Annotated in this window: 12 protein-coding genes; 7 read left to right on the plus strand and 5 right to left on the minus strand. The window is 32.6% G+C overall.

Annotated elements, in window-relative coordinates:
- Positions 1-3: 3 nt before the first annotated feature.
- The gene (locus PQF96_RS20605; protein WP_271768050.1) at positions 4-2,082 is read right to left on the minus strand and encodes a S9 family peptidase; all 2,079 of its coding nucleotides are present in this window, start codon (positions 2,080-2,082) and stop codon (positions 4-6) included.
- 135 nt (positions 2,083-2,217) lie between these two features.
- Between PQF96_RS20605 and PQF96_RS20610 the strand changes: the two genes are divergently transcribed.
- Together PQF96_RS20610 and PQF96_RS20615 are read left to right on the plus strand one after the other, a co-directional pair.
- Positions 2,218-2,541 carry a YbaB/EbfC family nucleoid-associated protein gene (locus PQF96_RS20610; RefSeq protein ID WP_109438456.1) on the plus strand — a complete coding sequence of 108 codons (324 nt, stop codon included), beginning with the start codon at positions 2,218-2,220 and terminating at the stop codon, positions 2,539-2,541.
- A gap of 126 nt (positions 2,542-2,667) precedes the next feature.
- Entirely contained in the window at positions 2,668-2,988 is a 321-nt protein-coding gene (locus PQF96_RS20615) for a YegP family protein (RefSeq protein ID WP_109438455.1), read from the plus strand.
- A gap of 29 nt (positions 2,989-3,017) precedes the next feature.
- Here the strand turns inward: PQF96_RS20615 and PQF96_RS20620 are convergent, their stop codons facing one another.
- From PQF96_RS20620 to PQF96_RS20630, 3 genes are all read right to left on the minus strand, one after another.
- Entirely contained in the window at positions 3,018-4,064 is a 1,047-nt protein-coding gene (locus PQF96_RS20620) for a threonine aldolase family protein (RefSeq protein WP_271768051.1), read from the minus strand.
- A 74-nt stretch (positions 4,065-4,138) separates the two neighbouring features.
- The gene (locus PQF96_RS20625) at positions 4,139-5,362 is read right to left on the minus strand and encodes a lanthionine synthetase C family protein (RefSeq protein ID WP_271768052.1); all 1,224 of its coding nucleotides are present in this window, start codon (positions 5,360-5,362) and stop codon (positions 4,139-4,141) included.
- Positions 5,363-5,463: 101 nt separating this feature from the next.
- Complete coding sequence (locus tag PQF96_RS20630; protein ID WP_271768053.1) at positions 5,464-7,881, minus strand: zinc-dependent metalloprotease; 2,418 nt, start codon at positions 7,879-7,881, stop codon at positions 5,464-5,466.
- A gap of 112 nt (positions 7,882-7,993) precedes the next feature.
- Here PQF96_RS20630 and prfB point away from each other — a divergent pair.
- The 3 genes from prfB to PQF96_RS20645 all read left to right on the plus strand — a co-directional run bounded on the left by prfB (position 7,994) and on the right by PQF96_RS20645 (position 12,232).
- A protein-coding gene (gene prfB / locus PQF96_RS20635) for a peptide chain release factor 2 (RefSeq protein WP_271768201.1) occupies positions 7,994-9,092 on the plus strand; the annotation gives its coding sequence in 2 pieces (ribosomal slippage) (positions 7,994-8,056 and positions 8,058-9,092; 1,098 coding nt in all).
- Between the two features lie 162 nt (positions 9,093-9,254).
- The gene (arsC, locus tag PQF96_RS20640; protein WP_109438450.1) at positions 9,255-9,596 is read left to right on the plus strand and encodes an arsenate reductase (glutaredoxin); all 342 of its coding nucleotides are present in this window, start codon (positions 9,255-9,257) and stop codon (positions 9,594-9,596) included.
- Positions 9,597-9,772: 176 nt separating this feature from the next.
- A complete protein-coding gene (locus PQF96_RS20645) occupies positions 9,773-12,232 on the plus strand; it encodes a TonB-dependent receptor domain-containing protein (protein ID WP_271768054.1) in 2,460 nt (819 codons plus the stop codon).
- A gap of 79 nt (positions 12,233-12,311) precedes the next feature.
- On the opposite strand, the gene PQF96_RS20650 is transcribed toward PQF96_RS20645, so the two are convergent.
- On the minus strand, positions 12,312-12,488 hold the full coding sequence (locus tag PQF96_RS20650) for a hypothetical protein (protein ID WP_271768055.1): 177 nt from the start codon (positions 12,486-12,488) through the stop codon (positions 12,312-12,314).
- A 185-nt stretch (positions 12,489-12,673) separates the two neighbouring features.
- On the opposite strand from PQF96_RS20650, the gene fumC reads away from it, so the two are divergent.
- Positions 12,674-14,071 (plus strand): class II fumarate hydratase, encoded by a 1,398-nt coding sequence (gene fumC, locus PQF96_RS20655; RefSeq protein ID WP_143916387.1) that lies wholly within the window; start codon positions 12,674-12,676, stop codon positions 14,069-14,071.
- A 129-nt stretch (positions 14,072-14,200) separates the two neighbouring features.
- Positions 14,201-14,650 carry a DUF2147 domain-containing protein gene (locus PQF96_RS20660; RefSeq protein WP_271768056.1) on the plus strand — a complete coding sequence of 150 codons (450 nt, stop codon included), beginning with the start codon at positions 14,201-14,203 and terminating at the stop codon, positions 14,648-14,650.
- Positions 14,651-14,880 lie beyond the last annotated feature (230 nt).

A 14,880-nucleotide genomic window follows, 5' to 3' on the forward strand; every position in this document is an offset into this window, starting at 1 on the left:
TAATTACTCTTTTATACTTTCTAAATCTAATAAAAATGCATATTCCTCTGCTACTTCCTTAAGCGCTTCGAATCTGCCAGAAGCTCCTCCGTGACCAGCTTCCATATTAGTATGTAGTAATAACAAATTATCATCTACTTTTAATTCTCTTAATTTGGCCACCCATTTTGCTGGTTCCCAATATTGCACCTGTGAATCATGTAACCCTGTTGTTACCAACATATTTGGATATTTTTGCACAGCCTCAACTGCTACATTATCATAAGGAGAGTACGATTTCATATAGGTATAATATTCTTCTTCATTAGGATTACCCCACTCATCATATTCTCCAGTGGTAAGAGGAATACTATCATCTAACATTGTACTTACAACGTCAACAAAAGGCACAGATGCTACCACTCCGTTATATAATTCAGGAGCCATATTTACAATTGCTCCCATTAATAACCCACCGGCTGATCCTCCCATAGCATACAAATGATGTGCAGAAGTATATTCTTGTTCTATTAAAAATTTTGAGCAATCGATAAAATCTGTAAAAGTATTTTTCTTTTTTAATAATTTACCATCATCATACCAAGATCTCCCTAAATATTCGCTTCCTCTTATATGTGCTATTGCATAAATAAATCCTCTATCTAATAAGCTTAATCGTACTGTAGAAAAATATGGATCTATAGTGGATCCATATGAACCATATCCATATTGCAATACAGGATTATTACTATCTTTTTTAATTCCTTTTCTATATACTAAAGACATTGGAACCAATGTACCATCTTGTGCGGTAGCCCAAACTCTTTCAGACGTATAATCATTTTTATCAAACTTACCTCCTAGTACCTCTTGTTCCTTTTTAACTTCCTTTTCCTTAGTCTCCATATTAAAATCTATAACAGAATTAGGAGTAGTAAGAGAATTATAAGAATACCTAAGGGTTTTGGTATCAAAATCAGGATTAGTACTTACATAAGCAGTATATGTTTCATTATCAAAAGGGAGATAATAATCTGCTGTACCATCCCATCTTTTAATATTAATTTTATTAAGTCCGTTATCTCGCTCACTAATAACTAGATAATCCTTAAATATTTCAACATCTTCTAATAAAACACTGTCTCTATGTGGTATAAGATCTTTCCAATTTTCTTTGATTGTATTTTCTTCTGAAACTTTCATCAATTTAAAATTAGTTGCTTTGTCTGCATTAGTCAAAACATAAAAATCGGTATTATAATGAGCTATACCATATTCTACACCTCTAATTCTAGGCTGAAAAATCTGAAATTCTCCTGTTGGATTATCAGCTCTTAAGATTCTATATTCTGAAGTAAGTGTACTACTAGAACCAATGACAAGATACTTACGAGATTTGGTTTTATACACAAATGTAGAAAATGTATCATCTGTCTCGTTAAAAACCTCTACATCCTCTGTTACCGAAGTTCCTAAAACATGTCTGTATATTCTATCAGACCTTAACGTCTCTTCATCTTTTTTTGTATAAAACAAAGTTTTACTATCGGCCGCCCAAGTACTTCCTCCTGTTGTGGTTTCAATAGTCTCAGGATATATTTCTCCAGTTTCTAAATTTTTAATACGTATTGTATACTTTCTCCGACTTACGGTATCCACACCATAAGCAGCTAATTTATTATCTGGACTTATGCTAAGCCCTACTAATCTAAAATAACTATGACCTTCTGCCTCTTTGTTACAATCAAATAGAATTTCTTCTTGTGCTTCTAAGGTTTCTTTTTTTCTGGAATATATAGGATAATCCTTTCCTTTTTCATATCGTGTTAAATACCAATACCCATTGAGTTTATAGGGAACCGAAGAATCATCTTCCTTGATACGACTTTTCATTTCTTCAAAAAGATTCTCTTGAAACTTTTTGGTATGAGCCATCATTTTATCATTATAATCATTCTCTTTTTTGAGATAATCTATTACCTCTGAATTCTCCCTATCATTCAACCAAAAATAATTATCAACACGAACATCTCCATGTTTTTCGAGTTTAGTTGGCTTTTTGGCGGCAATAGGTGGCTGAATTTTAGTCTCAGATGTCGGCATAATATTGTTTTAACACGAATGAGCAAAAATAAGCGATATTAAGAATATATGGTACCGAGTTTTCATAATAATCTTGCTAGTTTATTAACAACCAAAATACTAATTTTGCAATTATAAATTTCAAAATAAATATACATGTTTGGAGATATGATGGGAATGATGGGAAAACTCAAAGAAACCCAACAAAAAGTAGAAGAAACTAAAAAAAGGCTGGATACTGTTTTAATTGACGAAAACAGCACCGATGATTTACTTAAAATCACACTTACCGCTAACAGAGAAATAAAAAGTATTACCATATCAGATGAGCTGTTGGCCGACAAAGAACAATTAGAAGATTATCTAATTCTTACACTTAACAAGGCAATTGTTAAAGCAACACAAGTTAATGAAACAGAATTAGCAGCAGTAGCAAAAGAAGGTATGCCCAATATCCCGGGATTAGATATGTTTAAATAGTGGTATTCTAAATATAATACATCTAACTTTCTAAAAAAATATGCTTAGGCGTTTTTATATTTTTCTTTCTGCGATTTATTATATAATTTTAACAAAAGCTAAAAAATTAACTAAAAATCTAACAATATGTTTGAACTCAAAAATAAGGAAGGGTCTAGCTATCATTTTACTTTAAAAGCAAAAAACGGGCAAGTTATCTTAAGCAGTGAAGTTTACAATAGTAAAGCTGCTGCAGAAAATGGAATTGCTTCTGTTAAAAAGAACGCTTCAGAAGATGGTAGATATGAGCGTAAAACTGCAAAAAACGGAAAATTCTATTTTAATCTTAAGGCAGGAAACGGTCAGATTATTGGGAGCAGTCAGATGTACTCTTCTGAGTCAGGTATGGAAAATGGTATTAATTCTGTTAAAGAAAACTCTTCTGGAGCAGATATTAAAGAAATTTAATTTTACTAAGTGTTAATAATAAAAGCTGTTCAAATACCATGAACAGCTTTATCTTTTTGCGCTGATACCGATGATAACATCTCGAGAAAATATTCGTGCATTTGTTGTGTATAGCCCAAGTGGGTTACAAATCTCAACTTACCTTGCCCCATACCATAAAAATGAATGTTTTTTAATGCCATTTGTGCAATAAAATCCTCCTCTTTACCATCAATAGTAAATATGATAATATTTGTATCTATAGATTCTACTTGTTTTACAATTGATAATTTTTCTAAAACTTCTCCTATTTCTCTAGCTCTTTTATGGTCTTCAGCAAGTCTGTCAATATGATTCTCTACAGCATACAATCCTGCAGCCGCCAGGTATCCAACTTGACGCATCCCTCCTCCTAAAACTTTCCTTACTCTAATAGCTTTTTCCATAATTGCAGAATCCCCAATCAATACAGAACCTATAGGCGCTCCTAGCCCTTTACTTAAACAAACAGAAATAGTATCAAAAATATCTCCATATTGCTTAGCACTTTCTCCTTTGGCTACAAGGGCATTCCATAATCTTGCTCCATCCAAATGATATCCCAGATTATGTTGATCACAAACTTGTTTAATTTTTTTAATATCCTCAAAATCATAACAAGCTCCTCCTCCTTTATTTGTTGTATTTTCTATACATACCAAGCTTGTTAACGGACTATGATAAAAATCAGGAGGGTTGATAGCTTCCTCAACTTGAGCAGCTGTAATCATACCTCTATGACCATCCAACAATTTACAAGAAACTCCGCTATTAAAAGATACTCCTCCTCCTTCATAATTATAGACATGAGCATATTTATCAGCAATTAGCTGTTCTCCCGGTTGAGTATGTAATTTGATAGCAGCTTGATTTGCCATGCTTCCAGAAGGAAAGAACAAAGCCATGTCTTTACCAAACATATGTGCTATTTTTTCTTCTAAAGCATTTACAGTAGGATCTTCTTTATACACATCATCCCCTACTTCTGCTTCCATCATAGCGTTTAGCATTTCTGGAGTTGGCTTGGTAACCGTATCGCTTCTAAGATCTATTTTCATTGTCATAAAGTTTTAAATGAATCATACAAATACAAAATTTAATTTCTTAAAAGTTGTAGTGAATCTGTATCTAACTAACTAATTAAAAGACATTCATCCCATTTGGTATCAAAAGGTGCTAAATAGGATATAATAGACAATCCTATACCCGCAATTCCTTCCAACAAACTCTCTTCATTTTTCCATTTCTCTTCATCAGAACCTCGCCAAACCATATATCCCGCATATCCTTTTTCATGAGTTCCCATAATAAGTGCTTGCTCAGCCCAGTGATCAGCAGTTTCTTTAAATATTATTTCTTTTGTTTTTCTATATAAGTAATTATATATATGAAGTATACCATATGCCCCATGACATAATCCAGCATCCATAACTCCTGCTTCTTTTATATCCCTTCTTTTGGTGGAATGTTTTAATATAGCAATCGCTTCATTTTTAAGTTCTTCATCTTTTAGAGCTTCTCCTGCATGTAAAAGAGATATTCCCACCCCTAAATCACCATAACACCACGCTAATCTCGAATAATAATTTACATTATTTTCTTTTTCTTCAACTATCCAGCTAGGAAATTGTGAACTCTCTGCAATATCCCGATTCTTATAACTCAATATAAACTTCACAGTTTGAGTTAATACCTCATTAACATCGTCATAAAACTCTTCATGCTCTGCTATCCTGGACAAAAAATTAATCGTACTTGATATCCCGTGAGATAAACTCAGGTTACACCCCTTAAGGTTATCTTCTTTTTTTAAAATAGATTCCCACCAAACTCCACGGTCATTCTTTTTTGCTGTTTTTTTGAATGCATTTATTAACTCATCAAGGTATTCTTTATATCCTTCTTTCAATACCAAAGAAGTAGTGTTTTGATACCGTTTTAAAAAATAAAACCCATATCCCATCGCCCCATGTAAAAAATCAAAGTTTTCTGTTTCTATATCAGCTCTCATAGCTGACAACAGGTATTCATCTAGGTCAGATGACAGAAAATCATCTTCAAGTTCTACAAACTCCTCTTCTTTAAGAATTTCTAATACCCAACATGCTCCAGCGATACCTGTACAAAAGGTTGGGTAAGTAAATCCCTCATTAATAAGTTCTACCGCTTTTGTTATTATATCAGCACCTTTATCTGCATGTGTATCATCATCCAAAAACTTAGCATAATAAAATTGGAACAATGCTATACCTGAGACACCTGACAACACTCCTACTTCTTTGTTTTCAAAAGTTTTATCATCTAAAATATCACTAATTTCTTTCAATTTTTTTTTAAAATCCTTTTCTATATTCATGGAGCATTATTTATTTAACAAAGTCAATTCGTCATTAGAACAAACCTATGAAACTAATTCTTTCTATAAAATGAATTTGAATATTAATTCTCTATTTTATTTTACGGTTGTATACTACATTTATAACTTCCAATAGGGGAACCATCCGGAATTTTTGGAGATGGTAAAACTTTAAATTTTTCGGGATTCTGCAAAAACCTGTTGATTTGATTTAGATAATAACTATCATACACTTTATAAGTTGAATTCGCTGGTGTATTTTTTAGAAGAATTGTTAAGTCTATAAGTTTCCCATAAGCTATAGCATTCACCTGAGTGTAAGCTTTTTTGTCAACACTAAGATTCATAAGATGTTTTAAAACATTCGCTTTAATCACTTCTTGAATTTCTTTATGATAGCTATTTTTTACTTTAGTTTTAAAAGATAATGCTATTAATTGATCCAATGTTTCAGAAAGGCCCAATTGATCTTGATCTAAACTCTTTTGTTGTACTAATCTCGAAGTCCTTTCTGGATGTAACAAAAGAGAAAGACTCATATCGCTTGCCGTTGAAGCTACACTAAGAGCATCAAAACCTACTCCTGTTTTTCCTTTAAAAGACTCTCTTGAGCGATAATAACCAAAAGCTCTTGGAGGGAACAATTTTAGTTTATCTTCTGGAATAGCAAGTTTTTGTGGGGTTAGAGTCTGAAGGACTTCTATCAATGCTTCCTTTTGTTTTTTAGGACTAACTGTCTCAACAATGGTTTGTTGATCGTCTTTAACAGCATAATTATAATTCAAACCCCCGATAAGCTTTATAGCTGCCTCAGTTTGATACCTATGCAAGAAATAAAGTGGCACAAAAACATCTTCCAAAACAGAATAAGGTTCATTACTACGAATATTATCAGTAGAAAAAGTTTTCATAGCAACCTCTCTAATTTTTAATACATTTTTCAATTCATCTGTAGCACTCTTACCATTATCCCATAAATGTGCCAGTTCATGTGCACCTCCTTGTGGTCTTGCATCACTATCAGATATAAACCTAAGCCCAGATGAATACGCTTTATCCAAAATAGCTCTAAGTGCCTCGTCTTCATTCACTCCTTCTGCAAATTCTGAGTAACTATATGCTACGGTTACTTTATCCCATTCGCCTATATTTATATCATACGCATCCGATAAATCTACCTCATTGTTTTTAAGGGTAAGCGTTGGATGAGGATAATCCATTACTGAAGCCCTTCCATTTGTACTTGCTGCAAAATTATGAGCAAATCCAATAGTATGCCCTACTTCGTGAGCTGATAATTGTCGAATACGAGCTAAAGCCATTTCTAACATAGGCTTATAATTATCATCACCAGTAGCAAAAGGTTTATTTAACAAAGCTTGTGCAATTAAAAAATCCTGTCTGATTCTTAAACTTCCTAGGCTTACATGCCCTTTAAGGATTTCTCCTGTTCTAGGATCTACTACACTAGCTCCATAACTCCATCCTCTTGTTGACCGATGTACCCATTGAATAACATTGTATCGTAAATCCATTGGATCTGCATCTGCAGGCAACATCTTTACCTGAAATGCATCTTTAAAACCAATAGCTTCATATGCTTGGTTCCACCACCTTGCTCCTTCTAACAAGGCTGATCGTACTGGCTCTGGAGTACCAGGATCTAAATAATAAATAATTGGCTCTTTAGCTTCACTCATTGCCTGTTTTGGATTCTTTTTCTCTAACCGATGACGAATACTATATCGCTTAGTAATTGGTTTATGTACAGGAGTAGCATAATCCATATAGGATATAAATATAGAACCACTTCTGGGGTCAAATTTTCTTTTCTTATATCCATCATCTGGTAATTCTACAAATGAATGATGCTGAATAACAGTAAGGTATTTTGAATTAGGCGCTACGGATCTAACATTACGACCAGTAGAAACTCCTTTATATGTAAGTAAAGCCTCAAATTCTACATTTTTAGGAAAAGCTTTAGTTCTTTCGAGACTTAAAGCGCTTTTTTGCTTATCTATATTGTAAGCACCTTCTTTTTGAGCTTTTAACCGTCCTATTATACCATGAGTATCCTGTAATAAGAAAGGCGTAAGATCCACTATATACTTTCCCGCTTTCTCCTCCTTAATAGGAAAACCAAATAAAACTGATTTGGCAAATGCCTGCTCTACACTTCTTTTTTCTAACGCATTATTTGTAATAGCTCGATATTGTTGATTAGGCTGAACTAATAATAATTTATTTCCTGCTTTTTGAAATTTTACCACTACTCCATCTCCAATTTGGCCTCTATCTAACCCAATATCATTTGAACCCAAACCAGTAGCCAAAGAATGGACATATAAAAATTCAGACTCAAGCTTATCTACCTCGAGATAAATCTCATCTTTTTCTTCATTGTAATGAAACTTAAAGTAACCATCATAAGATTTTAAATTTTTCTTTTCTTCAAGAAATTGAGCAGAAATAACATTTCCTATTAGAAAAAACAAACAAACAAAATAACGTTTCATAGCGTATGATTTGTGTAGAAAAGTTTATAAAATTTCTAAAACTATAAAATAACATAAAAATTATTTCTTACTGAACTGTTAAATCCTATTTTTGTCAAAAATTAATTAGATGATGATAACAACAGAGACTTTATTAGATCTCAGAAAGCGCCTGGTTGCGTTAAGGAGGTATCTTTGACATTGATGCCAAACTTATTGAAATAGCTAACGAGGAGGAAAAGACTTATGCTCCAGATTTTTGGGACAATGCCCAGGAGGCTGAAAAACTAATGCGCTCTCTTAATGCTGAAAAAAAATGGGTATCTGATTATGAAAAAGGTGTTTCTCTAGTAGATGATCTTGAGGTTTTGTATGAATTTTACAAAGAAGGAGATACCACAGAAGAAGAAATAACAGAACGTTATCAAGAATCTTTATCCGAAATTGAAAGCTTAGAGTTTAAAAACATGTTAAGTGATGAAGGAGACAGCATGAGTGCCGTATTGCAAATTACAGCAGGTGCCGGAGGTACAGAAAGTTGTGATTGGGCAAGTATGCTTATGCGAATGTACTTAATGTGGGCAGAAAAACAAGGGTATACCGTTAGAGAACTAAACTACCAAGGAGGTGATGTAGCCGGAATAAAAACTGTTACACTCGAAATTGATGGTGATTATGCCTTTGGATGGCTTAAAGGTGAAAATGGTGTACATCGATTAGTGAGAATTTCTCCGTTTGATAGTAATGCGAAACGACATACTTCTTTTGCTTCCATTTATGTATATCCACTTGCAGATGATAGTATAGAAATAGATATTAATCCTGCAGATTATGAGATCATAACATCCAGGTCCAGTGGTGCTGGTGGGCAAAATGTAAATAAAGTAGAAACCAAAGTACAACTTACTCATTTCCCAACAGGTATACAGATTTCGTGTTCAGACACCAGATCCCAACAAGAGAATAGATTAAAAGCTTTACAAATGCTTAAATCTCAATTATTTGAAATAGAACTTCAAAAACAACGAGCACAACGGGATGAAATTGAAGCTTCAAAAATGAAAATAGAATGGGGATCGCAGATTCGTAATTATGTTATGCACCCTTATAAACTTGTAAAAGACGTAAGAACAGCTGAAGAAACAGGAAATGTTGATGCCGTAATGGATGGAAATATTGATCAATTTCTAAAAGCTTATCTGATGATGATGGGGCAAAAAAATGAAGAATGAATTAGAGTAACGAATGAGGTAAACTAATAATTCTACAATAAAACCAAATTTAAATTTTTAGTATTATGTTAGAAAAGTAAAAAACAAATTCGAAGTCAGAGATTGTATTCTAAAAGTGGATCACACCTCTGTCATTAGACTTCTATCTCTAAAAAAACAACTATGACAACGATTTATCATAATCCAAGATGCCGTAAATCCAGAGAAACTCTTGCTATACTAGAAGAGAAAACAGAAGATATTACAATAGTAAAATATCTGGAAACTCCTCCATCTGTTGAAGAATTAACCGAAATAATAAAATTTTTGAATATTTCTCCAATAGATTTGGTGAGAAAAAATGAAACCGTCTGGAAAGAAAATTATAAAGGTAAAGAGATTACTAATACTGAATTGATTTCTGTTTTAAGTAAGCATCCAATTCTTATTGAAAGACCTATTGTTGTTAAAGATAATAAAGCAATTATAGGAAGACCTCCACAAAAAGTTGTTGATATTCTTTAATTTTTTTAAAAAAAAGTAATCATCGATTAAACCTTTCTAAAAATTAATAGTCTTAAATAAGCCATATAAAAGTGATTTTTATATGGCTTATTTAATACAAAGACATTTAACAGACTATTAACCGCTTTATAGTATCTTCTTAGATACTTTTGGCCCTTATTTTATCTCATTAAAACATGAAAAAAGGTTTATTTCTATTATTATTTATATGTACTTGGATTACTTTTTCTCAAAACAGAAATTTTTCTAAAAACCCTATAACAATAACAGGTTCTGTACTTGATCAAGATACTAATGAACCATTGGAATATGCAACAATAGCATTTTTCAGCCCAAAATTAAAGAAAGTAGTAACTGGAGGAATCACAAATGAAGAAGGGAAATTTAGTATAGAAGTAACTCCGGGGGTTTATGATGTAAGTATTGAATTTATTTCCTTCAAAACCAAAAAACTACAAAAACAGAAATTATTCAAAAACACTAATCTCGGAAAAATATCTTTGGGTTTAGATACAGAGACGCTTGATGATGTAGTAGTCATTGCAGAGAAAACCACTGTTGAGATAAAACTAGATAAGAAAATTTACAATGTTGGAAAAGACCTTACTGTAAGTGGTGGCACAGTTAGTGATGTTTTAGATAACGTCCCCTCTGTTTCAGTTGACGTAGAAGGTAACGTAGCTCTTCGTGGAAATGATAATGTTAGAATTCTGATCAACGGAAAACCATCGGGATTAGTCGGTTTAAATAGTACTGATGCCTTACGTCAATTACCTGCAGAATCCATAGAGAGAGTTGAAGTAATCACATCTCCTTCTGCCAGATATGATGCAGAAGGCACTGCAGGAATTCTGAATATCATTTTAAGACGAAGCAAACTACAAGGTGTTAATGGAGCAATTACAGTGAATAGCGGATACCCGTTGGCTGGAGGTATCTCTGGAAATATAAATTACCGTACAGGGGATTTTAACTTTTTTACTACTTCTGGCTATAGATATAGAGAATCTCCCGGAAATTCATTAAATGAAACAAAGTTTTTCAACATTGATTCTGATGGAATAGATAACCCAGATACTTTTCTTAATGAAGACCGAGATTTTGATAGAATACGCAAAGGACTAAATTCTAATGTTGGTGTCGAATGGTATATTAACAAAACTTCATCCATTACAACATCATTTTTATATCGATCAAGCGATAATGAGAGTAATACGACAAATATAATTACAGAACTAGATGCTAATGGTGACATCATAAGTCAAAATACCAGATTTGATCCGGAAACGGAAGACGATACCACTAAACAATATTCTCTTAACTACACTAAAGATTTTGATGATACCGGACATAAGTTAACTTTCGATTTTCAAATTGAAGATAGTAGTGAAGAAGAGCGCTCTCAAATCACACAGGAAAATATTACAACTACAGAACTAGTTAATACATTAGAAGATCAAGATCGTATTTTATTACAAGCAGATTATATACTTCCCATTGGAGAAAAAAGTCAGTTCGAACTAGGATATCGTGGTAATTTTAATGAGCTGGACACTGATTTCCTCGTTCAATTTGAAGATAATGGAATAACAACTACAGATACTGACTTATCAAATACATTGCTGTATCGAGAACAAGTAAATGCTGCGTACACACAATTTGGAAGTAAATGGGGAAAATTGTCTTATCTGTTGGGACTTAGAACAGAGAGCACACGTATTACAATAGATCAACAAACCAGCAATGAATTTAGTAAAAAGAACTATATAGATGTATTTCCAACCATAAACCTTGGGTATGAATTATCAAAAAAGCAAAGTTTAACTCTTGGATATAATCGAAGAATACGTAGACCCCGCTCAAGATTTATCAACCCGTTTCCTTCAAGATCCAGTGCAACTAATATTTTTCAGGGGAATCCAGATCTAGATCCTAGTTATGCTAATACTTTTGACTTAGGATATCTTAATAGAATGGGGAAACTAACATTAAACACGTCTATTTATTATAATCATTCTACTCAAATATTCACTTTCATTTCAGAAGACACTGGTGATACTGCTACTATTGGAGCAGATGATAATAACCCAGGCACAGAGGTTCCCGTTATTAGGAGAAGACCAATAAACCTAACCAGTTCTGATCGATATGGTTTTGAGTTTACATTAACTTACAATCCAAGCAGGAAATGGAGGCTAAATGGTAACTTCAATGCTTTTCAAAACAATATTAGAGGAGAAAATAATGGTGAAAATCTAGATGCTGATATTTTCAGTTGGTTTGCAAGGATAAATAATAAAGTTACATTACCTGCCAAAATCGATTGGCAAACCAGTATTTTTTATAGAGGACCAAATGAAAACGCTCAAACAAAAAGTGATGGGATTTTTAGCATGACCCTTGCTTTCAGTAAAGATGTATTTAAAGAAAAAGGATCATTAACCTTTAATATAAGTGATGTGTTTAACTCAAGAAAAAGAATGAGCACTTCTACCACATCTACTTTTATTTCTGATAGTGAATTTCAATGGAGAGAACGTAGTTTCAATCTCTCTTTCACCTATAGATTTAATCAGAAAAAGAAAAGACAAAGATCTCAAAGAAACTTTGATGGAGATGACGAATTTGAAGGATAGTATACTTATGAAAAATCATAGGATAAAACAAAAAAAGGAAGTCAAATTGACTTCCTTTTTATATATAATTAATATCCAATTATGCTTCTTCTCTAGCCTTACGTTTTGACTCTCTCCACATTTTAAAGTTCTCAATATTTGCACCAATAATCCAATAAGGAACTACAAAAGTTAATAAAAAGATCATTAGCCAAAATCCTATAGTTAGGATAGTCAAAAAAGCTAAAAAACCAAGGTACTGATCAAATTCAAACATAACGATATTCTAATTTTCAATTTTGACAAAGATAATAAGTCTTATTTATATGTCATAACAGAAATATAATTTATTTTTAAATCTCTTCTGATCATAATTTATATACCAAAAAATAGTCGCTTTATTCAGAAATAGGACGGTAAATGCTTAAATTTGCCCTTTCAAAAAAACAAATCATTAAGGCTATGCAATATAGAATAGAAAAGGATACAATGGGCGAGGTAAAAGTACCTGCTGATAAGCTTTGGGGAGCACAAACAGAACGTTCTAGAAATAACTTTAAAATCGGGGCACCTGCTTCTATGCCACTAGAAATTGTTTATGGATTTGCCTATTTAAAAAAAGCTGCTGCATATACCAACTGTGAACTTGGTGTTTTACCAATAGAAAAAAGGGATTTAATTGCACAAGTATGTGATGAGATATTAGAAGGAAAACACGATGATCAATTTCCTTTGGTAATCTGGCAAACAGGTTCTGGTACACAAAGCAATATGAATGTAAATGAGGTTATTGCTAATAGAGCACATCAGTTAGCAGGGCAAACAATAGGCGAAGGAGAAAAAACATTACAACCAAATGATGATGTTAATAAATCTCAATCTTCTAATGATACTTTTCCAACAGGAATGCATATTGCTGCTTATAAAAAAATAGTAGAAGTTACTATTCCTGGAGTTATTCAATTAAGAGATACGCTTAAGAAAAAATCAGAAGAGTTTAGAGATGTTGTAAAAATCGGAAGAACGCATTTTATGGATGCTACTCCCCTTACAATAGGACAGGAATTATCTGGATATGTTTCTCAATTAGATCATGGAATAAAAGCATTAGAAAACACTTTACCCCATATGGCAGAATTAGCATTGGGCGGCACTGCAGTTGGAACCGGATTAAATACTCCAAAGGGATATGCTAAACGAGTATCAGAATTTATTGCACAATTTACCAGTTTACCATTTATCACTGCTGAAAATAAATTTGAAGCTTTGGCAGCACACGACGCATTTGTTGAAAGTCATGGAGCTTTGAAGCAATTAGCTATTTCTCTTAATAAAATAGGAAATGATATTCGAATGTTAGCTTCTGGACCAAGAAGTGGTATTGGAGAACTAATTATTCCTGCTAACGAGCCAGGAAGTTCTATTATGCCTGGAAAAGTAAACCCTACACAATGCGAAGCTTTAACCATGGTATGCGCTCAAGTGTTAGGAAATGACGTAGCTATAAATGTTGGTGGAATGCAAGGTCATTTTGAATTAAATGTTTTTAAACCTGTAATGGCGGCCAACCTATTACAAAGTGCACAACTTATTGGGGATGCTTGTGTTTCTTTTGATGAACATTGTGCTCAAGGAATCGAGCCTAATCAAAAAAGAATCACAGAATTATTAAATAATTCATTGATGCTCGTTACCGCATTAAACACAAAAATAGGATACTACAAAGCGGCAGAAATTGCTAATACAGCTCATCAAAACGGTACAACATTAAAACATGAGGCTATCGCTTTAGGGTATGTAACCGATCAAGAATTTGATGAATGGGTAAAACCTGAAGATATGGTAGGTACTTTAAAATAAAAAGTTACCTCTTTAAACATCAAGCCTCACAGTCTTTTGCATTAGATTGTGAGGTTTTTTTATACATTATAATTAGTCATTTTATAGTTTTTTTAAGATTAATGCAGTATAATTGATAAATTTATATCAATGAGATTTATTTTTCTTTTGACAATATTTTTTCTGATTGCCCCAGATTCTTCTATTACATCCGACACGTATATCGGGAAATGGGAAATAACAGGAGGATCAATTATCGAAATTTATAAAGATGGAGATAATTTTTATGGAAAAATTCATAAACGAGCAGAGAACCCATTATCCAATTTTAATGGTTTAGATAATAAGAATCCTGTAAAAGAGCTTCAAAATCGACCTTTGTTAGGGATGAATATCCTAAATGAATTAAAATATGAAGATGGCGAGTTATCAGGCGGTACGATATACAATGCCGATAGCGGAAAAACGTATACAGTTAAAGTCTGGATTAATAGTGAAGATATTGATTTATGTTATATCAGAGCGTATAAAAGTTTCCTGTTTAAAACCTTCAAAGCAAGAAGAGTAAAATCTGATGATACTATAAGTATTTCTAACTAATTTTTATATAATAAATCCGCATTTATACAAATACGGATTCACTATTTTTTTCTCTTACTTTTTTAATTTCCCCAAATTAATTCATAAGATAATATGTAATGACTATTATCTGTGTATTGCATTACTACTAGCTTTTGGAAGTTCTTTTACAAATTCTAAAATAGACTGAAAATTGATACCGAATAAATTCATGATTTCTATGTGTAAAATTGGTTTATACTATTCTTTTT

This window comes from Aquimarina algiphila (assembly GCF_947494415.1).
In the GTDB taxonomy this organism is placed as follows: domain Bacteria; phylum Bacteroidota; class Bacteroidia; order Flavobacteriales; family Flavobacteriaceae; genus Aquimarina; species Aquimarina algiphila.